This is a genomic window from Pseudomonas sp. A1230 (genome assembly GCF_044218825.1).
Lineage (GTDB): Bacteria > Pseudomonadota > Gammaproteobacteria > Pseudomonadales > Pseudomonadaceae > Aquipseudomonas > Aquipseudomonas iridis.
The window spans coordinates 4,712,997-4,738,516 of record NZ_CP162582.1 but is presented as its reverse complement, the minus strand read 5'-3'; the positions used below and the strand labels follow the sequence as shown (position 1 = coordinate 4,738,516).

General features: G+C 58.5%; 21 protein-coding genes. 18 read left to right on the top strand and 3 right to left on the bottom strand.

Annotation, left to right across the window (positions count from 1 at the left end; translation table 11 throughout):
- Positions 1–208 precede the first annotated feature (208 nt).
- The 10 genes from argA (at position 209) to AB4P97_RS22150 (ending at position 11,133) form a co-directional block, all read left to right on the top strand.
- Positions 209–1,510 carry an amino-acid N-acetyltransferase gene (gene argA, locus AB4P97_RS22195; protein ID WP_042561649.1) on the top strand — a complete coding sequence of 434 codons (1,302 nt, stop codon included), beginning with the start codon at positions 209–211 and terminating at the stop codon, positions 1,508–1,510.
- Between the two features lie 570 nt (positions 1,511–2,080).
- Complete coding sequence (locus AB4P97_RS22190; RefSeq protein ID WP_395601627.1) at positions 2,081–3,409, top strand: OprD family porin; 1,329 nt, start codon at positions 2,081–2,083, stop codon at positions 3,407–3,409.
- 430 nt (positions 3,410–3,839) lie between these two features.
- The gene (locus AB4P97_RS22185; RefSeq protein WP_042561647.1) at positions 3,840–5,174 is read left to right on the top strand and encodes an OprD family porin; all 1,335 of its coding nucleotides are present in this window, start codon (positions 3,840–3,842) and stop codon (positions 5,172–5,174) included.
- A 296-nt stretch (positions 5,175–5,470) separates the two neighbouring features.
- Positions 5,471–6,109 (top strand): peroxiredoxin, encoded by a 639-nt coding sequence (locus tag AB4P97_RS22180; RefSeq protein WP_042561646.1) that lies wholly within the window; start codon positions 5,471–5,473, stop codon positions 6,107–6,109.
- Positions 6,110–6,394: 285 nt separating this feature from the next.
- Complete coding sequence (gene ssuE, locus AB4P97_RS22175; RefSeq protein ID WP_042561645.1) at positions 6,395–6,988, top strand: NADPH-dependent FMN reductase; 594 nt, start codon at positions 6,395–6,397, stop codon at positions 6,986–6,988.
- 89 nt (positions 6,989–7,077) lie between these two features.
- Complete coding sequence (locus AB4P97_RS22170) at positions 7,078–8,043, top strand: sulfonate ABC transporter substrate-binding protein (RefSeq protein WP_115146595.1); 966 nt, start codon at positions 7,078–7,080, stop codon at positions 8,041–8,043.
- 25 nt (positions 8,044–8,068) lie between these two features.
- Positions 8,069–9,217 (top strand): FMNH2-dependent alkanesulfonate monooxygenase, encoded by a 1,149-nt coding sequence (ssuD, locus tag AB4P97_RS22165; RefSeq protein ID WP_042561643.1) that lies wholly within the window; start codon positions 8,069–8,071, stop codon positions 9,215–9,217.
- Positions 9,218–9,225: 8 nt separating this feature from the next.
- A complete protein-coding gene (ssuC, locus tag AB4P97_RS22160) occupies positions 9,226–10,008 on the top strand; it encodes an aliphatic sulfonate ABC transporter permease SsuC (RefSeq protein WP_003229260.1) in 783 nt (260 codons plus the stop codon).
- Positions 10,005–10,811 carry an aliphatic sulfonates ABC transporter ATP-binding protein gene (ssuB, locus tag AB4P97_RS22155; RefSeq protein ID WP_395601626.1) on the top strand — a complete coding sequence of 269 codons (807 nt, stop codon included), beginning with the start codon at positions 10,005–10,007 and terminating at the stop codon, positions 10,809–10,811. The genes ssuC and ssuB overlap by 4 nt, the downstream gene beginning before the upstream one ends.
- Before the next feature lie 106 nt (positions 10,812–10,917).
- A complete protein-coding gene (locus AB4P97_RS22150; RefSeq protein ID WP_003229256.1) occupies positions 10,918–11,133 on the top strand; it encodes a molybdopterin-binding protein in 216 nt (71 codons plus the stop codon).
- Between the two features lie 177 nt (positions 11,134–11,310).
- Here AB4P97_RS22150 and AB4P97_RS22145 read toward each other — a convergent pair whose 3' ends face one another.
- Together AB4P97_RS22145 and AB4P97_RS22140 are read right to left on the bottom strand one after the other, a co-directional pair.
- Entirely contained in the window at positions 11,311–11,949 is a 639-nt protein-coding gene (locus tag AB4P97_RS22145) for a TetR/AcrR family transcriptional regulator (protein ID WP_042561641.1), read from the bottom strand.
- Positions 11,950–12,208: 259 nt separating this feature from the next.
- A complete protein-coding gene (locus AB4P97_RS22140; RefSeq protein WP_042561640.1) occupies positions 12,209–13,585 on the bottom strand; it encodes a glutamine synthetase family protein in 1,377 nt (458 codons plus the stop codon).
- A gap of 278 nt (positions 13,586–13,863) precedes the next feature.
- Here AB4P97_RS22140 and AB4P97_RS22135 point away from each other — a divergent pair, with 278 nt between their 5' ends.
- The 8 genes from AB4P97_RS22135 (at position 13,864) to AB4P97_RS22100 (ending at position 22,683) form a co-directional block, all read left to right on the top strand.
- Complete coding sequence (locus AB4P97_RS22135; RefSeq protein WP_261735570.1) at positions 13,864–14,223, top strand: glutamine amidotransferase; 360 nt, start codon at positions 13,864–13,866, stop codon at positions 14,221–14,223.
- A gap of 95 nt (positions 14,224–14,318) precedes the next feature.
- Complete coding sequence (locus AB4P97_RS22130; RefSeq protein WP_042561639.1) at positions 14,319–15,677, top strand: glutamine synthetase family protein; 1,359 nt, start codon at positions 14,319–14,321, stop codon at positions 15,675–15,677.
- A 57-nt stretch (positions 15,678–15,734) separates the two neighbouring features.
- Positions 15,735–17,099, top strand: a complete 1,365-nt coding sequence (locus AB4P97_RS22125) for an aspartate aminotransferase family protein (RefSeq protein WP_047304040.1) — start codon at positions 15,735–15,737, stop codon at positions 17,097–17,099.
- Positions 17,100–17,270: 171 nt separating this feature from the next.
- Positions 17,271–18,383, top strand: coding sequence for a polyamine ABC transporter substrate-binding protein (locus tag AB4P97_RS22120; RefSeq protein ID WP_042561637.1), 1,113 nt, complete (start codon positions 17,271–17,273; stop codon positions 18,381–18,383).
- 188 nt (positions 18,384–18,571) lie between these two features.
- Positions 18,572–19,669, top strand: coding sequence for a polyamine ABC transporter substrate-binding protein (locus AB4P97_RS22115; RefSeq protein WP_042561636.1), 1,098 nt, complete (start codon positions 18,572–18,574; stop codon positions 19,667–19,669).
- 67 nt (positions 19,670–19,736) lie between these two features.
- Complete coding sequence (locus AB4P97_RS22110; RefSeq protein WP_115146591.1) at positions 19,737–20,879, top strand: ABC transporter ATP-binding protein; 1,143 nt, start codon at positions 19,737–19,739, stop codon at positions 20,877–20,879.
- A gap of 35 nt (positions 20,880–20,914) precedes the next feature.
- Entirely contained in the window at positions 20,915–21,796 is an 882-nt protein-coding gene (locus tag AB4P97_RS22105) for an ABC transporter permease subunit (protein ID WP_181818471.1), read from the top strand.
- Positions 21,793–22,683 carry an ABC transporter permease subunit gene (locus tag AB4P97_RS22100; RefSeq protein ID WP_042561633.1) on the top strand — a complete coding sequence of 297 codons (891 nt, stop codon included), beginning with the start codon at positions 21,793–21,795 and terminating at the stop codon, positions 22,681–22,683. The genes AB4P97_RS22105 and AB4P97_RS22100 overlap by 4 nt, the downstream gene beginning before the upstream one ends.
- Before the next feature lie 356 nt (positions 22,684–23,039).
- On the opposite strand, the gene AB4P97_RS22095 is transcribed toward AB4P97_RS22100, so the two are convergent.
- A complete protein-coding gene (locus tag AB4P97_RS22095) occupies positions 23,040–25,442 on the bottom strand; it encodes a penicillin acylase family protein (RefSeq protein WP_395601625.1) in 2,403 nt (800 codons plus the stop codon).
- Positions 25,443–25,520 lie beyond the last annotated feature (78 nt).

Sequence of the window (25,520 nt, the reverse complement as noted above, 5' to 3'; positions counted from 1 at the left end):
TCTGACACACAGCTTTCGCGAGCAGGCTCGTTCCCACAAGGGATCCATGTTTTACCTGACCGAACGCTGTAAATTGCCTGCAACCCAACCCGTATTCATGAGGAGAGCGCGCGTGTCGCCAAGCCTGTTCCGACGATAACCATCAGCCCGCTGTGCGTTTTCCGTTTCGCCCTTTTTTCCGGCTGCTATTTATTACAGGCCCAGGTTCATGCCCGAATACGTTAATTGGCTTCGTCACGCTTCTCCCTACATCAATGCCCACCGCGATTGCACCTTCGTCGTCATGCTGCCCGGCGACGGCGTGGATCATCCGAATTTCGGCAACATCGTCCACGACCTGGTGCTGCTGCACAGCCTCGGCGTGCGGTTGGTGCTGGTGCATGGTTCGCGCCCACAAATTGAAACCCGCCTCGCCGCCCGCGGCCTGACTCCGCATTACCACCACGGCATGCGCATCACCGATGCCGCGACCCTTGAGTGTGTGATCGATGCGGTCGGCCAGTTGCGCATCGCCATCGAAGCGCGGTTGTCGATGGACATGGCTTCGTCGCCGATGCAGGGCTCGCGCCTGCGCGTGGCCAGCGGCAACCTCGTTACCGCGCGACCAATCGGTGTACTGGAAGGTATCGACTATCACCACACCGGTGAAGTGCGCCGGGTCGACCGCAAGGGTATCAATCGTTTGCTCGATGAGCGTTCGATCGTGCTGCTGTCGCCGCTGGGCTATTCGCCGACCGGGGAAATCTTCAACCTCGCCTGCGAAGACGTCGCCACCCGCGCCGCCATCGATCTGGGTGCAGACAAATTGCTGCTGTTCGGCGCTGACCTCGGCCTGATCGACGAGAACGGCAAACTGGTGCGTGAGCTGCGTCCACAACAAGTGCCGGCGCACTTGCAGCGTCTGGGCAGCAGCAATTATCAAGCGGAACTGCTGGATGCCGCCGCCGAAGCCTGCCGAGGCGGTGTGGCGCGCAGCCACATCGTCAGTTACGTCGAGGATGGCGCACTGCTGACCGAGCTGTTCACCCGAGACGGTGGCGGCACGCTGGTTGCCCAGGAGCAATTCGAACTGGTGCGCGAGGCGGCGATTGAAGACGTCGGCGGTTTGCTTGACCTGATCAGCCCGCTGGAAGAGCAGGGGATTCTGGTACGTCGTTCGCGTGAAGTGCTGGAGCGTGAGATCGAGCAGTTCAGCGTGGTCGAGCGCGAAGGCATGATCATCGCTTGTGCGGCGCTGTATCAGATTGCTGATTCGGATGCGGGTGAACTGGCGTGTCTGGCAGTGAACCCGGAGTATCGCCATGGCCGGCGCGGCGACGAATTGCTGGAGCGCATCGAGACCCGTGCCCGGGCGCAGGGCTTGAAGACGCTGTTCGTGCTTACCACACGGACCGCGCACTGGTTCCGCGAGCGTGGTTTCGAACCGAGCAGTGTTGAGCGTCTGCCAGCGGCTCGGGCGTCGCTGTACAACTATCAACGTAATTCGAAGATCTTCGAAAAGACCCTTTGATTCATCAGGGTGTGGCGAGTGGGGGCGGGCTGCAAGGTCCCCATATCGCGACACCTGCGCATTTCAATCTGAACCTCTCCTTCTGATTCCCCCTCGCTGAAAACCATGACTGGAATGACTTGTTGCATTCCGGCAAGAACGGCGGCTGCGCCGTGCCTGCAAAAAACCTACCGACACACAAACTGTAACAATTGATCTGGATAGTGCCCCGGGCTGGCTGCTGGGGTGATGGAACTGTTACAGGATTGCTTCAGGGCAAATGGGCTTAAACAGGGCAGCTTAATACCTTTCAGGAATTGACCGGCGCGTTGTTGTGGGCGGCACCGGAGCGCGCAAATACGGGGATAAATTCCTAAAGGGTATTAGAAAAGAAGGTGTTCATTCTTTTCAGATTCATGACGAACTCATGAACCTGCATGGACCAAAAAACCGGAGCTTAGACCATGGTCGTAGACACACAAAGTTACGATTGACTTGTGGGTCACGCTCTGGTGCTAATCGCTGACCTTTGGAACCCGGGCATCGATCCGGGCCAGGCAAACAATAATTAGAAACGAGAGGAGCTTGACAATGAATAAGTCCACCTTGGCCGTGGCTGTGGCCTTTGGGGTATTGGCGCAGCAGGCAGGTGCCGCGGGTTTCATCGAAGACAGCAAGGCTTCCCTGAGTTCCCGCACCATGTATTTCAACAACGACAACCGTGATGGCGGCGCAGATCAGAGAGAAGCCGCACAGGGCTTCAAGTTTGATTACCTGTCCGGTTTCACTCAAGGTACGGTCGGTTTTGGTCTTGATGTGCAAGCGCTTAGCGGGATTCACCTTGATGGTGGCCGTGGGCACCACCCAGACAATAACTCGTTCAGCCCAAGTGATTCCGACGGTTCGGCAACGCAGTCCTGGAGCCGCGTAGCGGGTAACGTCAAGGCACGTCTGTCCAAGACCGAAGCTCACCTGGGTGGCGCGCTGCAACCTAGCTTGCCGATTCTGGTTGCGAACGATAGCCGTCTGCTGCCTCAAACCTTCGAGGGTGGCACGATCACCTCCAAGGAAATCGACAACGTCACCTTCAATGCTGGTCAACTCGAGCATGCAGTGGGTCGTGCCTCGACAAACAGCACCGGCCTCGCAGTGGCCGGTGGTACGCAGGACAGCAATCAGTTCCGCTATGCCGGTGCTGACTGGAAGGTCACCAAAGATCTGACCCTGCAGTACTACCACTCGAACCTGCAGGATTATTACAAGCAGAACTTCTTCGGCCTGGTGCACGTCCTTCCGATCAGCACCAACCAGTCGTTCAAGACCGACATCCGCTATTTCGACAGCAGCTCTGATGGCAAGAACGGCGACGCAGGCTACCGCTTCAATAACAACGGTGGTTATGCCAAGACTCCGGGCGAGGTCGATAACAAGACCTGGAGCGCCATGTTCACTTACACCTTGGGTGGCAACGCCTTCTTGCTCGGCCATCAACGCGTCAACGATGACGGTGGCTTCGTCTACCTGAACCAGGGCAACGTGGTCGATGGCAACGGTCGCCCAGAGGGTGCCGGTGGCGCAAGCTTCTACCTGTTCACCGACTCCATGATTAACGGTTTCGTCCGTGCCGGTGAAAACACGACCTTCGGCCAGTACTCCTATGACTTCGCAGGGCTGGGTGTACCGGGCCTCAAAGCTTCGGTCGCTTACCTGCATGGCGATAACATCAAGGCAACGAACGGTTCCGGTAGCGACATGTCCGAGTGGGAACGAGACATGCGTATCGATTACACCGTTCAACAGGGTGCTCTCAAAGGTTTTGGTGTAACACTGCGCAATGGTGTTTATCGCGGCAGCGAAATCAATATTGCCGATCAGGATCAGACCCGCCTGATCTTCAACTACACCTACAGCTTCCTGTAACAAATCCAGAGAAAAGCCTTGCCGCTCGGCAAGGTTTTTTTTCGTGCATTTTTATATATTCCATATTGCTAGGTTGTAGAAATTTTTTATTCTTTTTTGTTTTTTCGGCGAAAGGCTAAATTAGGCCCCGTCCAGCGCTCAAAAGTCACTGCGGTGTTTTGGCATTTTCGTCCCTCGACAATCTCAAGGGTTCAGGAATCGGGGCTGAAGCCGATACCTCCAATCTGCAGTGCCTTTATATATCTCGGTGCTCTGAAAAAGAGTGAAACAATTCTTTTTGGGACTATGCCGGGGTATGCTTTCGCGGCTTTGACTGGGGTAAAGGTCGAGTGCGATCAAGCGACCAAGCGACCAAGCGATCAGGATTTCGGGCAATCGATCCGAAGCCGACAGAAAAAAGCAGAAGAATTAGAAACGAGAGGAGCTTTACATGAACAAGTCCACCTTGGCCCTGGCTGTGGCCGTAGGGGTTATGGCGCAGCAGGCAGGCGCCGCCGGTTTCATCGAAGACAGCAAGGCAACTTTGGGACTGCGTAACTTCTACATCAACACGGATAACCGTAGTGGCCCAGGCGCCAACAAGAACGAAGAATGGGGCCAAGGCTTCGATCTGCGCTTCATCTCGGGTTATACCCAAGGCACCGTCGGTTTCGGTATCGACGCCATCGGCCTGTTGGGCGTGCGTCTGGATTCGAGCGGCGCCACTGCCGGTTCGACTGCCACTTCTTACGGCGGCACTGTTTTCCCAAGCGAAAGTAATGGCGAAGCTGTCGATAACTTCTCCAGCCTCGGTCTGACCGCCAAGGCCAAGGTCTCCCAGACCGAACTGAAATTGGGCACCCTGCAGCCAAAGTTGCCGGTTATCGTCACCAACGACGGTCGTTTGCTGCCGCAAACCTGGCAGGGCGGCCAGATCACTTCCGGCGAAATCAAAGACCTGACTCTGGTCGGTGGTCAGATTGAGCACGTCAAAGGTCGTAACTCCAGTAACAATGAACAGCTGTCGATTGGTGGCGCCAATGCGCGCGTAGCCAACAGCAACAAGTTCATCTACGGCGGTGGTGACTACAAAATCACCAAAGACCTGACTGCTCAGTACTACTACGGCAACCTGGAAGATTTCTACAAGCAACACTTCCTGGGTCTGGTTCATAACTGGGCAATCGGTCCAGGTGTGTTGAAGTCCGACTTCCGTTACTTCAACAGCTCGGATGACGGCGCCAACAGCAATACCCCTGCTTACTACAGCAACGGCAACTACAGCAGCACGTCGAACGGCAAGGGTAAGGTTGACAACAACCTGTACAGCGGCCTGTTCCTCTACACCGTGGCGGGTCACACCTTCGGCGGCGGTTACCAGGTTTCCAATGGTAGCAGCGACTTCCCTTGGCTGAACCAGGGCGACGGTTCGTCGAACTACACCATCACCGACATGCAGATCCAGAAGTTCGGTCGTGCTGGCGAGAAAACCTGGCAAGCACGCTACTCGTATGACTTCGCCAAAGTCGGCGTGCCTGGCCTGACAGCGGGTATGGTCTACCTGCGTGGTTACGATATCGACACCAACAGAACCGCTAACGCACCTGCCGGCACTAACAGCTCCGAATGGGAACGCGACCTGACCATCGGTTATGTCGTGCCAGAAGGCCCGCTGAAAAACGTTGGCGTCATGTGGAAAAACGCTACTTGGCGCACCAACATTCCGGGCGTTCGCGACCAGGATGAAAACCGCCTGATCGTCAGCTACTCGATCCCGCTGATGTAATAGCGCGCTTCGAATCGCGGATGTAAAAAAGCCCCGTCCGGCATCGCGCCGGACGGGGCTTTTGCGTTTCCGAGTCAGGCCCACCCCCGTAAGCCTTCCCCGACATTTCCCTCTTTACAGCAACTCAAGGCCTTCTCGAACCTTGCCAACGATGTTCGTCGCGATGCGGCCGGGCGTCCAGTGAACAGAAGTTTAATATTCCTAAAAAGTATACATATCTAGTTATATATTCTTTTTCATGAGCATAAAAGCCAAGCTACAGTTGAGGTCTCCACCCTCTCATCAGGAGCAGCACCATGAGCCTCAGACTCGGCGACATCGCCCCCGATTTCGAGCAAGACTCCAGCGTCGGCAAGATTCGTTTTCACGAATGGCTAGGCGATAGTTGGGGCGTGCTGTTTTCCCATCCGGCGGACTTCACCCCGGTGTGCACCACCGAGCTGGGCTTCACCGCCAAGCTCAAGGATGAATTCAGCCAGCGCGGCGTCAAGGCCATCGCGCTGTCGGTAGACCCGGTGGACTCGCACCACAAGTGGATCGAAGACATCAACGAAACCCAGAACACTGTCGTCAACTTTCCGATCCTGGCCGATGCGGATCGCAAAGTCTCGGATCTGTATGACCTGATCCACCCGAACGCCAATGACACCCTGACCGTGCGTTCGCTGTTCGTGATCGATCCGAACAAGAAGATTCGCCTGACCATCACCTATCCGGCGAGCACCGGGCGCAATTTCCACGAGATTCTGCGGGTGATCGATTCGCTGCAACTCACCGACAACTACAAAGTAGCCACCCCGGCCAACTGGCAGGACGGTGACGAAGTGGTGATCGTGCCGTCGCTCAAGGATGAAGAAGAGATCAAACAGCGCTTCCCGAAAGGCTATCGCGCCGTGAAGCCGTACCTGCGTCTGACGCCACAGCCCAATCGTTAAGATAAAAAGATCGCAGCCTGCGTCAGCGCCTGCAGGGAGAAACGCAGTCCAATGCAGGAGCTGCCGAAGGCTGCGATCGTTTTGAGGCATCCACAAAGCAGGGGATTTCGGGCCGTTTCGACGGCCTTTTTTTTCGTCCCGAGAAAGGTAAAACGTATATCTCCAAAATGCATAACCAAATGAATAAATATGATTTATGGATATATAAATCAACTGGTAAGGTCTCTCACATTGAAGCGAGATCGCAACCTGCGAATCGCCTGTAACGCTTAAGGAATCATCTCAATGCTGGTTGTCTCACTCGGTGGCAGTCCCAGCCTGCGCTCCCGTTCTGGAGTTCTGCTGGATCGCTCGCAGCGCTGGTTGCAGCAGCAAGGGGTGGAAGTGGTGAGTTATCAGGTACGGGATTTCCCGGCCGAAGATCTGCTCCACGCTCGTTTTGATAGCCCCAAGGTGCTCGATCTTTTACAACAGATTGAAAATGCCGACGGCTTGCTGATCGCTACACCGGTTTACAAGGCCTCGTTTTCTGGCGCCCTGAAGACTGTGCTCGATCTGCTGCCCGAACGTGCCTTGAACCACAAGATTGTTTTACCGATGGCCACCGGCGGCAGCATCGCCCACATGTTGGTGGTCGATTACGCCCTCAAGCCAGTGCTGTCGGCATTAAAAGCCCAGGAAATGCTCCAGGGGATTTTCGCCGAGGACAGCCAGATCGCTTATGGCGAAGGCAGTGCCCAGGCGCAGTTGGCACCGGCGCTGGAACAGCGACTGCATGAAGCGCTGGATCAGTTTGTCAGTGCCATGGCCCGCCGGCCGAAACCGCTGGAGCCTGGCTTGTTGAACGAACGTTTGTTGAGTGCTCGCTGGAGCATTTAAGCCTCATAAGAATTTGAAGTACTCGCCTTACTCGCCCGTCAACGGGCAAGCAGGTGCAGCCAAAACCTAACTGCAAAAAGGAGAGCGCTATGCGCACTGTATTTTTGCGTCGTGGTCTGGTCGCTCTGTTTGCTGCGGCTGTGTCCTTCGGCGCCATCACTCAAGCTCAAGCCGAGACGCTTCGGATCGGTTATCAAAAGTACGGCACGCTGGTGCTGCTCAAAGCCAAAGGTACTCTTGAAAAACGTCTGGCCGCCCAAGGCGTCGACGTGCAATGGACGGAATTTCCCGGTGGCCCGCAACTGCTCGAAGGCTTGAACGTCGGTTCGATCGACTTCGGCGTGACGGGTGAAACGCCACCGGTATTCGCCCAGGCGGCTGGCGCCGATCTGCTCTATGTCGCCTACGAACCGCCAGCGCCGAACAGCGAAGCGATCCTCGTGCCGAAAGACTCGCCGATCAAATCGGTGGCCGATCTCAAAGGCAAGAAAGTCGCGCTGAACAAAGGTTCCAACGTCCACTACCTGCTGGTGCGCGCACTGGAAGACGCCGGACTCAAATACACCGATATCCAAACCGTATTCCTGCCGCCGGCCGATGCTCGTGCCGCGTTCGAGCGTGGCAGCGTTGATGCCTGGGTCATCTGGGATCCGTATCAGGCGGCCGCCGAGAAACAGCTGCAAGCGCACACCCTGCGCGACGGCAAAGGCATCGTCGACAACCACCAGTTCTATCTCGCAACCAAACCTTACGCACAGAAAAATCCCGAGGTGATCAAGACTCTCGTCGAAGAAGTGCGCGCGGTCGGCGAGTGGTCCAAAGCCAATCCTGAAGACGTGACCCAACAGGTCGCGCCGCTGCTCGGCCTGCCGGCGGACATCACCCTGACCGCGGTCAAACGCCAGGGCTACGGTGCGCTGTTTCTGACCCCGGAAGTGATCGCCGCGCAACAGAAAATCGCTGACACGTTCTTCCAGCTCAAACTGATTCCCAAGCCTTTGAGCATCAAGGATGTGATCTGGACACCACCGTCCGCTGTGGCCAAAGCACAGTAATTCGAATTCCCAAGGAGACGACTCCATGAGCCTCAATATCTTCTGGTTCCTGCCTACCCACGGCGACGGCCATTACCTTGGCACCTCCGAAGGCGCCCGCGCTGTCGACCACGGGTATCTGCAACAGGTCGCGCAAGCAGCGGATCGTCTGGGTTTTGGCGGTGTGCTGATTCCTACCGGCCGCTCTTGCGAAGACTCCTGGCTGGTGGCGGCGTCGCTGATCCCGGTGACCCAGCGTCTGAAGTTTTTGGTCGCCCTGCGCCCGGGGATCATCTCCCCGACGGTGGCGGCGCGTCAGGCCGCTACGCTGGATCGCCTGTCTGGCGGGCGGGCGCTGTTCAATCTGGTGACCGGTGGTGATCCGGAAGAATTGGCCGGTGACGGTCTGTTCCTCAGTCACGAGGAGCGCTATCAAGCCTCGGTGGAATTCACCCGCATCTGGCGCCGAGTGCTGGAAGGCGAAACCGTTGATTACGATGGTCAGCACATCAGCGTCAAAGGTGCGAAGTTGCTCTATCCGCCGATCCAGCAGCCGCGTCCGCCGCTGTACTTTGGTGGCTCCTCGGAAGCGGCGCAGGATTTGGCTGCCGAACAGGTCGAAATGGTTTTGACCTGGGGCGAGCCGCCCGCAGCGGTGGCGGAGAAAATCGAACAGGTGCGCGCCAAAGCCGCCAAGCTCGGACGTACCGTGCGCTTCGGCATTCGTTTGCATGTGATCGTCCGTGAAACCAATGCTGAAGCCTGGCAGGCGGCGGATCGTCTGATCTCGCATCTTGACGATGACACCATCGCCCGTGCTCAAGCTTCGCTGGCGCGTTTCGATTCGGTCGGCCAGCAACGCATGGCCGCATTGCACGGCGGCAGTCGCGACAACCTGGAAGTCAGTCCCAACCTGTGGGCTGGCGTCGGGCTTGTGCGCGGCGGTGCCGGGACGGCGTTGGTTGGCGACGGTCCGACCGTGGCCGCTCGGGTGAAGGAATACGCGGACCTGGGCATCGATACCTTCATCTTCTCCGGTTATCCACACCTCGAAGAGTCGTACCGCGTCGCCGAATTGCTGTTCCCGCACCTCGACATCGAGCGCCCGGAACTGCCGAAAAGCGCCGGTTATGTCAGCCCGTTCGGCGAGATGGTCGCCAACGACATTCTTCCCAAAGCCGCGTCGCAGAGCTGAGGCGCGCCATGAAGAAAATCATCCACAGCCTCGCGCCTTGGGCGTTGCCGGTGTTGCTGCTGGCGGTGTGGCAGTTGTCGGTATCGGCGGGCTGGTTGTCGACACGGATTCTGCCGGCACCGGTGGCGGTGATCGAGGCCGGCGTGAGTCTGGTGCGCAGTGGTGAAATCTGGACGCACCTGGCAATCAGCGGCTGGCGCGCCGCGCTGGGCTTCACCATCGGCGGCAGCATCGGTCTGGTGTTGGGCTTCATCACCGGTCTGTCGAAGTGGGGCGAACGCTTGCTCGACAGTTCGGTGCAGATGATCCGCAACGTGCCGCATCTGGCACTGATTCCGCTGGTGATTCTGTGGTTCGGCATTGATGAGTCGGCGAAGATTTTTCTGGTGGCGTTGGGCACGCTGTTCCCGATCTACCTCAACACCTATCACGGCATCCGCAACGTCGACCCCGCGCTGGTCGAGATGGCGCGCAGTTATGGATTGAGCGGCTTCAGCCTGTTCTGGCAGGTGATCCTGCCGGGAGCGTTGCCTTCGATTCTGGTCGGTGTGCGCTTCGCCCTGGGCTTTATGTGGCTGACGCTGATCGTCGCCGAAACCATTTCTGCCAGCTCCGGCATCGGCTATCTGGCGATGAATGCCCGGGAGTTTTTGCAGACTGATGTGGTTGTACTGGCGATTCTGCTTTACGCGGTGCTCGGCAAACTCGCCGACCTTGCGGCGCGTGGACTTGAACGTGTGTGGCTGCGCTGGCATCCGGCCTATCAGGTTGCCAAAGGAGGTGCAGCATGACCGCTCAACAACCTCCACGCCTGCTGCGCGGGATTCCGCTGGCAGTGCGCAACCTGCAAAAAACCTTCGGCGCACGGCAAGTACTGCGCGACATCGACCTGCACATTCCGGCGGGGCAATTCGTCGCCGTGGTCGGGCGTAGCGGTTGTGGCAAGAGCACCTTGCTGCGCTTGCTCGCCGGCCTCGATCAGCCAACTGGCGGTGACTTGCTCGCAGGTGCCGCGCCGCTTAGCGATGCGCGGGAAGACACGCGTTTGATGTTTCAGGAATCCCGTTTGTTGCCGTGGAAAAAGATCATCGACAACGTCGGTCTCGGGCTCAAAGGCAACTGGCGTCCGCAAGCATTGGCTGCACTGGAAGCGGTCGGCCTGGCGGACCGTGCCAATGAATGGCCGGCGGCTTTGTCCGGTGGTCAGAAGCAGCGTGTTGCTCTGGCCCGAGCCTTGATTCACAAGCCGCGTCTGCTGTTGCTCGACGAACCGCTCGGCGCGCTGGATGCGCTGACCCGCATCGAGATGCAGCAACTGATCGAACGCCTTTGGCAGCAGCACGGTTTCACGGTGTTGCTGGTCACCCACGACGTCAGCGAAGCGGTCGCGATTGCCGACCGGGTGATTCTGATCGAGGACGGTGAAGTCGGCATAGACCTGCATGTCGAGTTGCCGCGGCCGCGAGTGCGTGGTTCGCATCGACTGGCGGCGCTGGAAACCGAAGTGCTCAACCGTGTTATGTCCCTGCCCGGCGAACCGCCGGCGCCGGAACCCGTTTCACCCTTGCCTACGCAGTTGCGTTGGGCGCAATGAAGTAGCTGCGAGCCTCAAGCTACAAGCTACAGGTAGAAGCGCTGTGCTTTTGCTTGCCGCTTGAAGCTTGCCACTTGCCGCTTATTTCGACCTCAGGAGAAATATCATGACTATCAAAGCCATCAACGTACGCAACCAGTTCAAAGGCTCGATCAAGGAAATCGTCCTCGGCGACGTGCTGTCGGAAATCGACGTGCAGACCGCTTCCGGCATCGTCACTTCGGTCATCACCACGCGCTCGGTAAAAGAGCTGGAACTGGTGGTCGGCAGCGAAGTGATCGCCTTCGTGAAATCCACCGAGGTCTCGATCGCCAAGTTGTAAACCGGTGATAAAAAACAACCCCGGAGGGTGTGAGCCCTTCGGGGTTTGTTGTGCCTGGCTTGAAATCGGCGGCGCGGCCATCGCTGGCAAGCCAGCTCCCACAAAAATCGTCGGTGGATGCAGATTGTTGGACCGCCAAATACCCTGTGGGAGCTGGCTTGCCAGCGATGCGGCCAGTCAGATCAGCAGAGATCTCTTGGGCAGATAGGGCGGCAAATACAACCCGATATAAGCATCAAACACGCGCATCCCTTCCTCTGCCATGCGCGGCGTGATCTGCCCGTGCTGCTGCACTGAACGCGCGTAAACGCGGTCGCCCAATTCCATCGCCAGGGCAAACACATCCACATCCTCCGGCAGCCTTGGCAGTTCGAAGTGATGATCGAACAGCTTGTGCATCAGGTCGCCCAGTTCGATGTCGTGCTGACGGTCGGCCTGGGTGACTTCGGTGAGGCCATGCTGGGCGAGGATCAACTGGCGGGCGGCGGCGTCTTCGTCGTAAATCTCCAGCATCCGCTGTTCGACCAGCCGCGACAGGTCGCGCCAGTCGCGCAAGGCTTGATGATCGATCGGCGCTTGCAGGCAGGCGCGGAATGCCGCGTGCACATCCGCTGTCAGGGCTTCGAGCAGCGCCGGGACGCTAGCGAAGAAGTGGTAAACCGAAGAGGGCGGAATCTGCGCGCGCTCGGCCACGCTGTAGATCGACAGGCTGGCCACACCCTCGGCGGCCAGCAGCGTGCGCGCGGCGTCGAGTATCGAGTCGATCCGCGCCTGACTGCGGGCGCGGGGTTTACGGACGGGGGCGGGACGCGTCATGAAAGTCTCCTGCGGGGCAGCGGGCATTGTACGAGCCGGCTGTTGTGTTTGTCTGCCCGGACGCCATCGCTGGCAAGCCAGCTCCCACAGTGATCTGTGTCGAACACAGAATTTGAGTACACAACAGAACCCTGTGGGAGCTGGCTTGCCAGCGATCCGCCGCAGGCGGCCATTGATCCCAAGCGGGGCTTTCGTGTGAGCCATAAAAAAACGCCGCTGGCTGAATCAGCCAACGGCGTTTTTATGCAGCTACAACCGCTTAAACGGTATGCAGATACCAGTTGTACTCAAGGTCGGAGATGGAGTGTTCGAACTCCTCCAGCTCGCTCTCTTTACAGGCGACAAAGATATCGATGTATTTCGGATCGATGTACTTGGCCATCACCTCGCTGTCGTCCAGCTCACGCAGGGCATCGCGCAAGTTGTTCGGCAGGCTTTGTTCGTTCTGCTCGTAGCTGTTGCCTTCGACGGGCGCGCCCGGCTCGATCTTGTTGGTCAGGCCGTGATGCACGCCAGCCAGCACCGAAGCCATCAGCAGGTACGGGTTGGCGTCGGCACCGGCAACGCGGTGTTCGATCCGCACGGCATCGGCCGCACCGGTCGGTACGCGAATCGCCACGGTGCGATTGTCCAGGCCCCAGCACGGCGAGTTCGGCACGTAGAACTGTGCGCCGAAACGACGGTACGAGTTGACGTTAGGGCAGAGGAAAGCCATCTGCGCGGGCAGGGTCTCGAGCACACCGCCGATCGCGTGACGCAGCGCGGCGTTCTGCTCGGGATCCTCGCTGGCAAAAATGTTTTTGCCTTCTTTATCCAGAATCGAAATGTGCACGTGCAGACCATTGCCCGCCTGGCCAGGGTAAGGCTTGGCCATGAAAGTGGTATCCATTTCATGGTCGTAGGCGATGTTCTTGATCAGCCGCTTGAGCAGTACCGCGTAGTCGCACGCCTTGATCGGGTCGGCAACGTGGTGCAGGTTCACTTCGAACTGCGCCGGGGCACTTTCCTTGACGATGGCGTCGGCTGGAATGCCTTGCTCTTTGGCGCCTTCCAGAATGTCCTGGAGGCAATCGACGTATTCGTCGAGGTCGTCGATCAGGTAAACCTGAGTCGAGTGCGGACGTTTGCCGGAAACCGGCGAGCGTGGTGGTTGCGGACGACCGTTCACGTTCTCCTGGTCGATCAGGTAGAACTCGAGCTCGAACGCGGCGCAGATGGTCAGGCCCAGTTCGTCGAACTTGCGCACCACATTAGCCAGCACTTCACGCGGGTCAGCGAAGAACGGCTGGCCTTCGAGTTCGTGCATGGTCATCAACAGTTGCGCGGTAGGGCGCTTCTGCCATGGCTCGTTGCACAGGGTATCGGGGATCGGATAGCAGATACGATCGGCGTCGCCGATGTCCAGGCCCAGACCGGTGCTTTCCACCGTTGAACCATTGATATCCAGAGCAAATAGAGAGGCCGGCAGGTTGATGCCTTTCTCGTAAACCTTGTGGAGGCTGGTGCGTTCAATGCGCTTGCCGCGCACCACACCATTCATATCCGCAATCAGAAGGTCAACGTACAGAACCTCAGGATGTTCCTTAAGGAACGCGTTCGCTTCGTTGAGCTGAACGGCACGCGGGGGTACCGACATGATGCAACACCTTTGTTGTTAAAAATATCAATCATTGATCTTTTCTGGTTTCAGTCAACCCGAACGGCCTGCCGAAGTCAAGCAAGGCCTTTTTTGCCCTAAAAAAGCGCTGCGAGGGCGTTTATGGGGCATTTTCGGGCGGTTTTTTACCCTTGGAACGCTTGGCACCCGCAGGCTTGAGCAGGCCGTGTTGTATTTTTTACGGGGGTGTTGTGTAAAAAAATGAACAAGGCTAAGCTCCGATCAAACCCATAACAGCAATAATACCGGGGTGCTTCATGTCTCGCCTGTCGATAAACGGCGTCACCGACTGCTCGCAACAGTCCGGTCTGCATGCTTATCACATCAGTGGCGAATCGTCCGTGCAGAGCGCAGTCAATCAGGCTCGCAGCCTGCCGACGATGGTCTCGCGCGCAGCAGCCGTCAAAACGGCAACGTCCGATATTCTGGACGCACGGGAAGCCATCCTCTTTATGGCGTCTCCTTCCAATATAGATCTCTTTCTCCCACAAAGCCTGTGCCGCTCTTCAAGCCGTGCTCATGATTCTGCACGTGCCGGTTGTGCACAGGAAATGCAACGCCAGCGTAAAGGGCAGGTAAGCTTCTCTTTCATTGTCTATGCGCGGTGCCAGGCGTAAGCCGACACTGCGCGCAAGCAAACCCCCTTTAACGCGACGCACAAGCGTCAAACTTTGCCTGACATAGCGTCAGGAGACTCAGCCCAGAGGCATTTATGAGTAACAACCTCGACCAGCTCACCGATTGGTTGAAAGACCACAAGATCACAGAAGTCGAATGCATGATCGCCGACTTGACCGGTATCACCCGGGGCAAGATCTCGCCGACCAACAAGTTCATCGCCGAAAAAGGCATGCGCCTGCCAGAAAGCGTTCTGTTGCAGACCGTAACCGGCGACTACGTCGAAGACGACATCTATTACGAACTGCTCGACCCGGCCGACATCGACATGATCTGCCGCCCCGACCAGAACGCCGTGTACATGGTGCCGTGGGCCATCGAGCCAACCGCCCAGGTGATTCACGACACCTACGACAAGCAAGGCAACCCGATCGAACTGTCGCCGCGCAACGTCCTCAAGAAAGTACTCAAACTCTACGCCGACAAGGGCTGGCAGCCGATCGTGGCGCCAGAGATGGAGTTTTACCTGACCAAGCGCAGTGACGACCCTGACTATCCGTTGCAGCCGCCGATCGGCCGCTCCGGGCGTCCGGAAATCGGTCGTCAGTCGTTCTCTATTGAGGCAGCGAACGAATTCGACCCGCTGTTCGAAGACGTATACGACTGGTGCGAGTTGCAGGAATTGGATCTCGACACGCTGATCCACGAAGACGGCACCGCGCAGATGGAAATCAACTTCCGTCACGGTGACGCCCTGTCGCTGGCCGACCAGATTCTGGTGTTCAAACGCACCATGCGCGAAGCCGCGCTCAAGCACGACGTGGCTGCCACTTTCATGGCCAAGCCGATGACCGGTGAACCGGGCAGCGCGATGCACTTGCACCAGAGCATCATCGACATCGAGACCGGCAAAAACGTCTTCTCTAATGAAGACGGGACCATGAGCCAGCTGTTCCTGCACCACATCGGTGGCCTGCAGAAGCTGATCCCGGAATTGCTGCCGCTCTTCGCCCCCAACGTCAACTCGTTCCGCCGCTTCCTGCCGGATACCTCGGCGCCGGTGAACGTCGAGTGGGGCGAAGAAAACCGCACCGTGGGCCTGCGCGTACCGGATGCCGGCCCGCAAAACCGCCGCGTGGAAAACCGTCTGCCGGGCGCCGACGCCAACCCGTACCTGGCGATTGCCGCGAGCCTGCTCTGCGGTTACATCGGCATGGTCGAGGGCCTCAACCCGAGCGCGCCGGTCGTTGGTCGTGGCTATGAACGCCGCAACCTGCGCCTGCCGCTGACCATCGAGGACGCGCTGGAGCGCATGGAAAACAGCTCGACCGTCGAGAAATACCTGGGCAAAACTTTCATCACGGGCTACGTCGCGGTCAAGCGGGCCGAGCATGAAAACTTCAAGCGAGTGATCAGTTCGTGGGAGCGTGAGTACCTGCTCTTCGCCGTCTGATACGCCGGGGCGCGGTGGTCAGCCGCCGCGCCTTCACCGATAACAAGGAGAATTGGCATGACCAGCAACAACCCGCAAACCCGTGAGTGGCAAGCGCTGAGCAGCGATCACCACCTGGCCCCGTTCAGCGATTTCAAGCAACTGAAAGAGAAGGGCCCGCGGATCATCACCAACGCCAAGGGCGTTTACCTGTGGGACAGCGAAGGCAACAAGATCCTCGACGGCATGGCCGGTCTGTGGTGCGTGGCCATCGGTTACGGTCGCGATGAACTGGCCGATGCCGCCAGCAAACAGATGCGCGAACTGCCGTACTACAACCTGTTTTTCCAGACTGCTCACCCGCCGGCACTGGAACTGGCCAAGGCCATCTCCGAAATCGCGCCGGAAGGCATGAACCACGTGTTCTTCACCGGTTCCGGCTCTGAAGGCAACGACACCATGTTGCGCATGGTTCGCCACTACTGGGCGATCAAGGGCCAGCCGAACAAGAAAGTCATCATCAGCCGCAAGAACGGTTATCACGGTTCCACCGTGGCCGGCGCGAGCCTGGGCGGCATGACCTATATGCATGAGCAGGGCGACTTGCCGATCCCGGGCATCGTCCACATCGCCCAGCCGTACTGGTTCGCCGAAGGCGGCGACATGTCCCCGCAAGAGTTCGGGATCTGGGCGGCCAATCAGCTGGAAGAGAAAATTCTCGAAGTCGGCGTCGACAACGTCGGTGCCTTTATTGCCGAGCCGATCCAGGGCGCCGGCGGCGTGATCATTCCGCCCGACAGCTACTGGCCGCGCGTGAAGGAAATCCTCGCCAAGTACGACATCCTCTTCGTCGCGGATGAGGTGATCTGTGGTTTCGGCCGTACCGGTGAGTGGTTCGGTAGCGATTTCTACGACCTCAAGCCCGACATGATGACCATCGCCAAGGGCCTGACCTCCGGCTACATCCCGATGGGTGGCCTGATCGTGCGTGACGAAGTGGTCGCGGTGCTCAACGAAGGCGGCGATTTCAACCACGGTTTCACCTACTCCGGTCACCCGGTGGCGGCGGCAGTGGGCCTGGAAAACATCCGCATTCTGCGCGACGAAAAGATTATCGAGAACGTGCACAACGAAACGGCACCGTATTTGCAGAAACGTCTGCGGGAACTGAACGATCACCCGTTAGTGGGTGAAGTTCGCGGGGTCGGTCTGCTGGGGGCGATCGAGCTGGTGCAGGACAAGGCCACTCGCAAACGTTACGAGGGCAAGGGCGTGGGCATGATCTGCCGCCAGTTCTGCTTCGACAACGGGCTGATCATGCGCGCCGTGGGCGACACCATGATCATCGCGCCGCCGCTGGTGATCAGCAAAGCGGAAATCGACGAGCTGGTTACAAAGGCACGCAAGTGTCTGGACCTGACCCTCAGTGCGTTGCAGGGCTAAGTGCTAGGCTTTGTGCGGGAAAGCCTCGGCGCTCTCGCGCAAAGCTGTCAGAAAGGCTGGTCTTTCCTTGAAAGACCGCCTCGGATCTTGCCAGACTAGCCGCGGTTCCAGTTGTCCGGGTTCGGCCGCTGAACAAAGTGGTTCAAAAAAGAAAAATTTGGAGCATTACGCATGAAGGCATTAGGCAAAAAGCTTGCTGGCAAGACACTTCTCGCTCTGTCCATCGCGGGCATGATGGCGGGTGCGGTTCAGGCGGACGACAAGGTGTTGCACGTCTACAACTGGTCCGACTACATCGCACCGGACACCGTTGCCAAGTTTGAAAAAGAGTCCGGCATCAAAGTCGTCTACGACGTGTTCGACAGCAACGAAACCCTGGAAGCCAAATTGCTGGCCGGTAAATCCGGTTACGACATCGTGGTGCCTTCCAACAACTTCCTCGCCAAGCAGATCAAGGCGGGCGTGTATCAGGAGCTGGACAAGTCCAAGCTGCCGAACTGGAAGAACCTCGACGAAGACCTGCTCAAAGCCGTTGGCGATGCCAGCGACCAGGGCAACAAACACGCGTTCCCGTACATGTGGGGCTCGATCGGCATCGGCTACAACCCGGAGAAGGTCAAGGCTGCACTGGGTATCGACAAGATCGATTCCTGGGACATCGTGTTCAAGCCTGAGAACATCGAGAAGCTGAAAAGCTGCGGCGTGAGCTTCCTCGACGCACCGACCGAAATGATTCCGGCGGCGCTGCACTATCTGGGCAAACCGACCAACAGCAAAGACAAGGCTGACCTGAAAGCCGCCGAAGATCTGTTCCTCAAGATTCGTCCTTCGGTCGCCTACTTCCATTCCTCCAAGTACATCTCCGACCTGGCCAACGGCAACATTTGCGTGGCCGTGGGTTACTCGGGTGACCTGGAGCAGTCGAAGTCGCGCGCCAAGGAAGCCGGTGACAAGGTCAAACTGGCCTACACCATTCCGAAAGAAGGCGCCGGCACTTTCTACGACATGGTTGCCATTCCAAAGGATGCCACCAACGTCGACGCCGCCTACAAGTTCATGAACTACCTGCTGCAGCCGGAAGTGATGGCCGAGATCACCAACGCCGTACGTTTCCCGAACGGCAACAAGGCGGCCACACCGCTGGTGGACAAAGACATCACCAGCGATGCGAGCATCTATCCTTCGGCTGAAGTGAAGAAGCAGCTCTATGCGATCAGTGATCTGGATGCCGCCACACTGCGTCTGATCACCCGCAGCTGGACCAAAATCAAATCCGGTAAATAAACCGGTTTGAAGCCGCAACCGTTGGCCGTCGTCTGCGCGACGGCGGCCAGCGGAATAATTAAATGACAGAAAGTTTTGCTGGAACGGTTTTTCGAGGGTAAGTTGCGCGCCGGTTTTGTTGCCGGGCAGCCGTGGCTGTCATGCAGCGCTGGGCAACTTGGGCCCAACTAATTTTAGAGGACCTTCACGTGCCTATTTTTTCTTCTTTGCGCAATGCGCTGCTGGCCGCTGCCGGCCTGACGATCGCCGTCGGTGCCCAAGCCGCCGGCACGGTGCATATTTATAACTGGTCGGATTACATCGGCGAATCGACGCTGGCCGACTTTCAGAAAGAGACCGGGATCAAACCGGTCTACGACGTGTTCGACTCCAACGAAACCCTGGAAGGCAAGTTGCTCGCCGGGCGTACCGGTTACGACGTGGTCGTGCCGTCGAACCACTTCCTCGGCAAGCAGATCAAGGCGGGTGCGTTCCAGAAACTCGACCGGGCGCAGCTGTCAAATTACTCGAATCTCGACCCGGCGCTACTCAAGCGTCTGGAGCAGAACGATCCTGGCAACCTGTACGCCGTACCGTACCTGTGGGGCACCAACGGCATCGGCTACAACGTCGATAAAGTGAAGGCTGTGCTGGGCGTCGACAAGATTGACTCCTGGGGCGTGCTGTTCGAGCCGGAAAACATCAAGAAGCTGCAAAGCTGCGGCGTGGCATTCCTCGATTCGGCCGATGAAATGATGCCGACCGTGCTCAACTACATGGGGCTGGATGCCAACAGCACCAATCCCAAGGATTACAAGAAAGCCACCGACAAATTGCTCGCCGTGCGCCCCTACGTAACCTACTTCCATTCTTCGAAATACATCGGCGACCTGGCCAACGGCGACATCTGCGTGGCCATCGGTTTCTCCGGCGATATCTTCCAGGCGAAGAACCGCGCGGCAGAAGCAAAGAAAGGCGTGAATATCGCCTACACGGTGCCGAAAGAGGGCGGCGCGTTGTGGTTCGACATGTTGGCGATTCCCAAGGATTCGTCGAACGTGAAGCAGGCCCACGCCTTCATCAACTATCTGTTGAAACCTGAGGTGATCGCCCAGGTCAGTGATTCTGTCGGTTACGCCAACCCCAACCCGGGCTCGGACAAGCTGATGGATCAATCCATCCGTACCGATGAATCGGTTTATCCGCCACAGGCCGTGATTGACAAGGCCTACGTGTCGACCGAGTTGCCACCGAACATTCAGCGCCTGATGACCCGCAGCTGGACCAAGGTCAAGTCGGGGATGTAAGGCACAAACTATCCTGGGTTCGTCCGCATTGGGCGAACTGCACTCTTTTTTTCTGGGAGTTTCGTAAATGGCAGTTGCCTCCGGCGCCTATAAGAAAGCCCTCGAGGGCGACCAGACACCCAAACAGGTGTTGGTCAAAATCGACCGGGTCACGAAGAAGTTCGACGAGACGATTGCCGTGGACGATGTGTCCCTGGAAATCAAAAAGGGCGAGATCTTCGCCCTGCTCGGCGGTTCGGGATCGGGCAAATCCACTCTGCTGCGGATGCTGGCAGGGTTCGAACGGCCCACGGAGGGGCGCATTTTTCTCGACGGCGTCGACATTACCGACATGCCGCCGTACGAACGTCCGATCAACATGATGTTCCAGTCCTACGCCTTGTTTCCGCACATGACGGTGGCGCAGAACATCGCGTTTGGTTTGCAGCAGGACAAGATTCCCAAGGCTGAAGTCGAAGCCCGCGTGGCCGAGATGCTCAAACTGGTGCAGATGAGCCAATACGCCAAGCGCAAGCCACATCAACTGTCTGGCGGTCAGCGTCAGCGTGTGGCCCTGGCGCGCTCGCTGGCCAAGCGGCCGAAGCTGTTGCTGCTCGACGAACCCATGGGCGCACTGGATAAAAAACTGCGTTCGCAGATGCAACTCGAACTGGTGGAAATCATCGAGCGCGTCGGCGTGACCTGCGTGATGGTGACCCACGACCAGGAAGAGGCCATGACCATGGCCGAGCGCATCGCGATCATGCACCTGGGCTGGATCGCCCAGATCGGCAGCCCGATCGACATCTACGAAACCCCGACCAGCCGTCTGGTCTGCGAATTCATCGGCAACGTCAACATCTTCGAAGGTGAAGTGATCGACGACGCCGAGGGGCACGCGACCATCACTTGCAAGGACCTCGACCGGCAGATCTATGTGGGTCACGGCATCAGCACTTCGGTGCAGGACAAGTCGGTCACCTACGCGATTCGTCCGGAGAAACTGCTGGTCACCGCCGAACAACCGACCTGCGAATACAACTGGTCGAGCGGCAAGGTGCACGACATTGCCTATCTTGGCGGGCACTCGGTGTTCTACGTCGAACTGCCGAGCGGCAAACTGGTGCAGTCCTTCGTCGCCAACGCCGAACGCCGTGGCGCCCGTCCGACCTGGGGCGATCAGGTTTTCGTGTGGTGGGAAGACGACAGCGGTGTGGTACTTCGCTCATGAACATGCGCAAATTCAAACGGCGCATCAACCGAATAATTCCCAATGGCCGCCAGCTGGTCATCGGGGTTCCGTTCATCTGGCTATTTCTGTTCTTCATGTTGCCGTTCTTCATCGTCCTGAAGATCAGCTTCGCCGAAGCCGACGTGGCCATTCCGCCTTACACCGAGATCTACACGTTTGCCGAGCAGAAGCTGCAACTGCTGCTGAACCTGGGCAACTACGCGATGCTTGGCGACGACGAGTTGTATATCGCCGCGTATCTCGGCTCGCTGAAGATGGCGTTGATCAGCACCGTTCTGTGCCTGGCGATCGGCTACCCGATGGCCTACGCGATCGCCACGGCCCGCAAAGAAATGCAAACGGTGCTGGTGCTGCTGATCATGATGCCGACCTGGACGGCAATCCTGATCCGCGTTTACGCGTGGATGGGCATCCTCAGCAACAATGGCCTGCTCAACGGATTCCTGATGAGCATCGGCCTGATCGATGAGCCGCTGCAGATCCTCAACACCAACCTCGCGGTGTATATCGGCATCGTTTACTCGTACCTGCCGTTTATGATCCTGCCGCTGTACGCCAACCTGGTGAAGCACGATAACAGTCTGCTGGAAGCGGCTTCTGACCTCGGTTCGAGCACCTTCAACAGCTTCTGGAAAATCACTATTCCACTGTCCAAGAACGGGATCATTGCCGGCTGCATGCTGGTGTTCATTCCGGTAGTGGGCGAGTTCGTCATCCCGGAACTGCTCGGCGGCCCGGAAACGCTGATGATCGGTAAGGTGCTCTGGCAAGAGTTCTTCAACAACCGTGACTGGCCGGTAGCGTCCGCGCTGGCGGTGGTGATGCTGGCGATCCTGATTGTGCCGATCATCCTGTTCAACCGCAGTCAGGCCAAGGAAATGGAGGGTAAAGAATGAAGCGCATCCGTTTCTCCAGCCTGATGCTGGTCGTGGGTTTGTTGTTCATCTACTTGCCGATGCTGATCCTGGTGATCTACTCGTTCAACGCCTCGAAACTGGTAACGGTGTGGGGCGGCTGGTCGATCAAGTGGTACGTCGGCCTGCTCGACAACTCGCAACTGATGGGCTCGGTACTGCGCTCGCTGGAAATCGCCTGCTACACGGCGGTGGCTGCGGTAGCGCTGGGTACTTTGGCCGCATTCGTGCTGACGCGTATTACCCACTTCAAGGGCCGTACGTTGTTCGGCGGCCTGGTGACGGCGCCGTTGGTAATGCCCGAAGTGATCACCGGTCTGTCGCTGTTGCTGCTGTTCGTGGCCATGGCGCAGATGATCGGCTGGCCACAGGAACGTGGCATCGTCACCATCTGGATCGCGCACACGACGTTCTGTGCGGCCTATGTGGCAGTGGTGGTGTCGGCGCGCCTGCGTGAGCTGGATCTGTCGATTGAAGAAGCGGCGATGGACCTGGGTGCGCGGCCGTGGAAGGTGTTCTTCCTGATCACCATCCCGATGATCGCGCCATCGTTGGCAGCGGGCGGCATGATGTCGTTCGCGCTGTCGCTGGACGATTTGGTACTGGCAAGCTTCGTGTCGGGCCCGGGTTCGACGACGCTGCCGATGGAAGTGTTCTCGGCGGTACGTCTGGGCGTCAAGCCTGAGATCAACGCCGTGGCCAGCCTGATTCTGCTGGCGGTGTCGATCGTGACTTTCATGGTCTGGTTCTTCAGCCGCCGCGCCGAAGAAGCCCGCAAGAAAGCCATCCAGCAAGCCATCGAAGAAAGCGCTGCCGATTCGTGGAAGCAACCGGACGTACGTCGCGCACCGGCGCCGGGAGTGGTGTAAGCCGATTGGGTTGATCACAAGTCTGTGATCAACCCAAATCTCTGTGGGAGCGAGCTTGCTCGCGATAGCCGTCTTCCATTCAACATTGATGTTGGCTGTGACGACGTCATCGCTGGCAAGCCAGCTCCCACAGGTTTTTCTGGTGTCCACAAAATCCGTGATCGACGCAAAACCCTGTGGGAGCGAGCTTGCTCGCGATAGCCGTCTTCCATTCAGCATTGATGTTGGCTGTGACGACGTCATCGCTGGCAAGCCAGCTCCCACAGGTTTTTCTGGTGTTCACAAAATCCGTGATCGACGCAAAAGCCTGTGGGAGCTAGCTTGCCAGCGATAGGGCCATTCCATTCACCCGAGAACTACCGAGCCGGCAGCAGCTTCAACGTGCTCCGCGTATTCGCCGTCACCTCTTCGTCGCTGAAATGCGCCTGCACGTAAATCCCGTCGACGTACGCTTCAGCCTGATCGTCATAGTGACGATCAAACGGCACGCCGCTCTGCCCGACCGGGTTGATCGTCAAGCTGTGAGCAGGATCAGCGAAGTCGACCAGACGCCGCGTAGAAGGCCCGTAAGTCACCGGCCACGGCGCCGGGCCGATCTTCGCCGAAAGGTTGTTCGGCACTTCATGGCTGCCCGGTGCGGCGAATGGCCCGACGTTGAAGATGCGATCGAGCGGCTTCTGCTGCCCCAGCGGATGCCCGTGGGTCAGCGTGTGCGCCGTGCCCCATTTCCATCCGGACGTATCGTCACCGAGGGTCAGCTTCAGGTGCTTCATGCTCGCCTGCCATGCCGCGCGCACGGTATCGGCGCGAGTCTCTTTGGTTGGCGTGTAGCGGTTATCCCACCAGACTGAATCAGCGTTCGCCGCCAAGCGTGGCAATGCCGAATCAATCACCCGCGTCGACAACAGTGTGTCGAAAAAGTCATTGCCCAACTCATCACGCATCGCGGCATTGGCGAGGTCGTAGAGGAACTGGTTGAACACCGTCGCGCTTACCGAATCCAGTGGATAGTCGCCTGGCCACTGCGCCAGTTGCGAGACCAGTTTCAACTGCGCCGGATCGCTCACCACCTCGCGCAGCACGGGCAGCAGAGGCGCCAGCAAACGCGGGCCGTAACCGGTGGCGGTGCCCAGTTGCAGTTTCTGGTTGGCTTCGTTGGTCCACTTCACGCTCTTGTCGCTGAGCTGGCGATTGAGCTGCTGGCCACGGTCGGCGAGGTTGTAGTAACCGGGAATCTCCATGCCGCTTGGCGACACGGGCTGGAAGTTGGCCGAGACGATATAGCCGCGTGCCGGGTTTTCTTCCTGCGGGTTGGCGCTGAACGGGTAGAAACCGTCCTTGTTCGCCTGATCAGTGCTGCCATCAAGGATGAAGCCCGGCTTGACCCCGGCGGGGCGCTTGGGCAACAACGCCGAAGCCCACCAGGCGATGTCGCCCTTGGCATTGGCGTAAACGAGGTTGAGCCCCGGCGCCTGCACCTTGGCCGCAGCGGCGCGGGCCTTGGCCAGGGTGTCGGCGCGGTTGAGCTGGTAGAAACCCTCGAGGATCGGGTTCGGTGTTTCGAGGAAGGCCCACCACATCGCGATCGGCGTCTTGCCGGCGGCCGCGCCCAGCGCGTCGTTGACGATCGGGCCGTGGGGCGACTGGCGCAAGGTGATGGTCACTGGCGCCTGGCCCTTCACGGCGATCTGCTGCTCGCTGCTGACCATGTCGGTCCACTGGCCGCGATACCAGACCTGATTCGGGTTGTCCGGGTTGACCTTCTCGGCGATCAGGTCCAGATCGTCGTTCTGGAACATGGTCAGGCTCCAGCCGAAATCCAGGTTGTGCCCCAGGAACGCGAAAGGCACCAGCGCCTGATGATGGCCATAGAGTTCAAACCCCGGAGCCGACAACTGCGCTTCGTACCACACCGATGGCACCGAGAAACGAATGTGCGGATCGCCGGCCAGCAGCGGCTTGCCGCTCTGGCTGCGACTGCCGGCGATGACCCAGGCGTTGCTGCCCTCGAACTGTGGCAGACCGTTGTCGATCAGTGCCTGTTCACTGAGGCGGGCGAGGGCGTTGAGGTCTTTCCAGTCATTGGCGGCGAGTGTCGGCGCCGACGTACTGTGGCCCTTGGCGAGTAAGCCTTTGGGCTGCCAGTCGAGATCGAACACATTGAGGTAATCGGCACCGAGTTGATCGCGCACGTAGGTCAGCAACGGTTCTGTGCGAAACGCGGCGGCAAAGCTGTAGGCCATGTAACCGGCGACGCTGATGCTGTCTTCGGCGGTGAACGGCCGCTTGGGGATGCCCAGCACGTCGAACTCGACAGGCGCGGCGTGCGTGTCCTGATATTGGTTGATGCCATCCAGATACGCTTGCAGGCCCTTCCACGCCGGCGACTGCTTGTCGAGGCTGGCCACATAACTGGCCGCGCGCTCACGAATGCGCAAACTGCGGAACAGTTTGTCGGTGTCGAGCAGTTTCGGCCCGAGCACTTCGGCCAGTTCGCCCCGGGCGAGACGGCGCATGGCTTCCATCTGGAACAGACGATCCTGCGCGTGTACATAACCGAGGGCGCGATAGAGGTCGGTTTCGTTCTCGGCGCGGATGTGCGGCACGCCACGCTCGTCGTAGCGCACGGTCACCGAGCCTTGCAGGTTGCGCAGTTCAATCTGGCCCTGGCGTGTTGGCTGTTTGCTGTAGATGTACCCGCCTGCGCCAGCGAGCAGGACAACGATGAGCAAGGCAAGAACGGTGAACACGCGTTTCATGGTGACTCCTTGTGCATGCGGAATTGCCGCCCGCCGGGCTGCAAACAATTAGCACAGACCTTCTGTGCCGTGCATCGC

Excerpts from the sequence above, each read along its gene's own strand:
- argA (WP_042561649.1), top strand. The coding sequence starts at position 209 with ATGCCCGAATACGTTAATTGGCTTCGTCACGCTTCTCCCTACATCAAT.
- AB4P97_RS22190 (WP_395601627.1), top strand. The coding sequence starts at position 2,081 with ATGAATAAGTCCACCTTGGCCGTGGCTGTGGCCTTTGGGGTATTGGCG.
- AB4P97_RS22185 (WP_042561647.1), top strand. The coding sequence starts at position 3,840 with ATGAACAAGTCCACCTTGGCCCTGGCTGTGGCCGTAGGGGTTATGGCG.
- AB4P97_RS22180 (WP_042561646.1), top strand. The coding sequence starts at position 5,471 with ATGAGCCTCAGACTCGGCGACATCGCCCCCGATTTCGAGCAAGACTCC.
- ssuE (WP_042561645.1), top strand. The coding sequence starts at position 6,395 with ATGCTGGTTGTCTCACTCGGTGGCAGTCCCAGCCTGCGCTCCCGTTCT.
- AB4P97_RS22170 (WP_115146595.1), top strand. The coding sequence starts at position 7,078 with ATGCGCACTGTATTTTTGCGTCGTGGTCTGGTCGCTCTGTTTGCTGCG.
- ssuD (WP_042561643.1), top strand. The coding sequence starts at position 8,069 with ATGAGCCTCAATATCTTCTGGTTCCTGCCTACCCACGGCGACGGCCAT.
- ssuC (WP_003229260.1), top strand. The coding sequence starts at position 9,226 with ATGAAGAAAATCATCCACAGCCTCGCGCCTTGGGCGTTGCCGGTGTTG.
- ssuB (WP_395601626.1), top strand. The coding sequence starts at position 10,005 with ATGACCGCTCAACAACCTCCACGCCTGCTGCGCGGGATTCCGCTGGCA.
- AB4P97_RS22150 (WP_003229256.1), top strand. The coding sequence starts at position 10,918 with ATGACTATCAAAGCCATCAACGTACGCAACCAGTTCAAAGGCTCGATC.
- AB4P97_RS22145 (WP_042561641.1), bottom strand. The coding sequence starts at position 11,949 with ATGACGCGTCCCGCCCCCGTCCGTAAACCCCGCGCCCGCAGTCAGGCG.
- AB4P97_RS22140 (WP_042561640.1), bottom strand. The coding sequence starts at position 13,585 with ATGTCGGTACCCCCGCGTGCCGTTCAGCTCAACGAAGCGAACGCGTTC.
- AB4P97_RS22135 (WP_261735570.1), top strand. The coding sequence starts at position 13,864 with ATGTCTCGCCTGTCGATAAACGGCGTCACCGACTGCTCGCAACAGTCC.
- AB4P97_RS22130 (WP_042561639.1), top strand. The coding sequence starts at position 14,319 with ATGAGTAACAACCTCGACCAGCTCACCGATTGGTTGAAAGACCACAAG.
- AB4P97_RS22125 (WP_047304040.1), top strand. The coding sequence starts at position 15,735 with ATGACCAGCAACAACCCGCAAACCCGTGAGTGGCAAGCGCTGAGCAGC.
- AB4P97_RS22120 (WP_042561637.1), top strand. The coding sequence starts at position 17,271 with ATGAAGGCATTAGGCAAAAAGCTTGCTGGCAAGACACTTCTCGCTCTG.
- AB4P97_RS22110 (WP_115146591.1), top strand. The coding sequence starts at position 19,737 with ATGGCAGTTGCCTCCGGCGCCTATAAGAAAGCCCTCGAGGGCGACCAG.
- AB4P97_RS22100 (WP_042561633.1), top strand. The coding sequence starts at position 21,793 with ATGAAGCGCATCCGTTTCTCCAGCCTGATGCTGGTCGTGGGTTTGTTG.
- AB4P97_RS22095 (WP_395601625.1), bottom strand. The coding sequence starts at position 25,442 with ATGAAACGCGTGTTCACCGTTCTTGCCTTGCTCATCGTTGTCCTGCTC.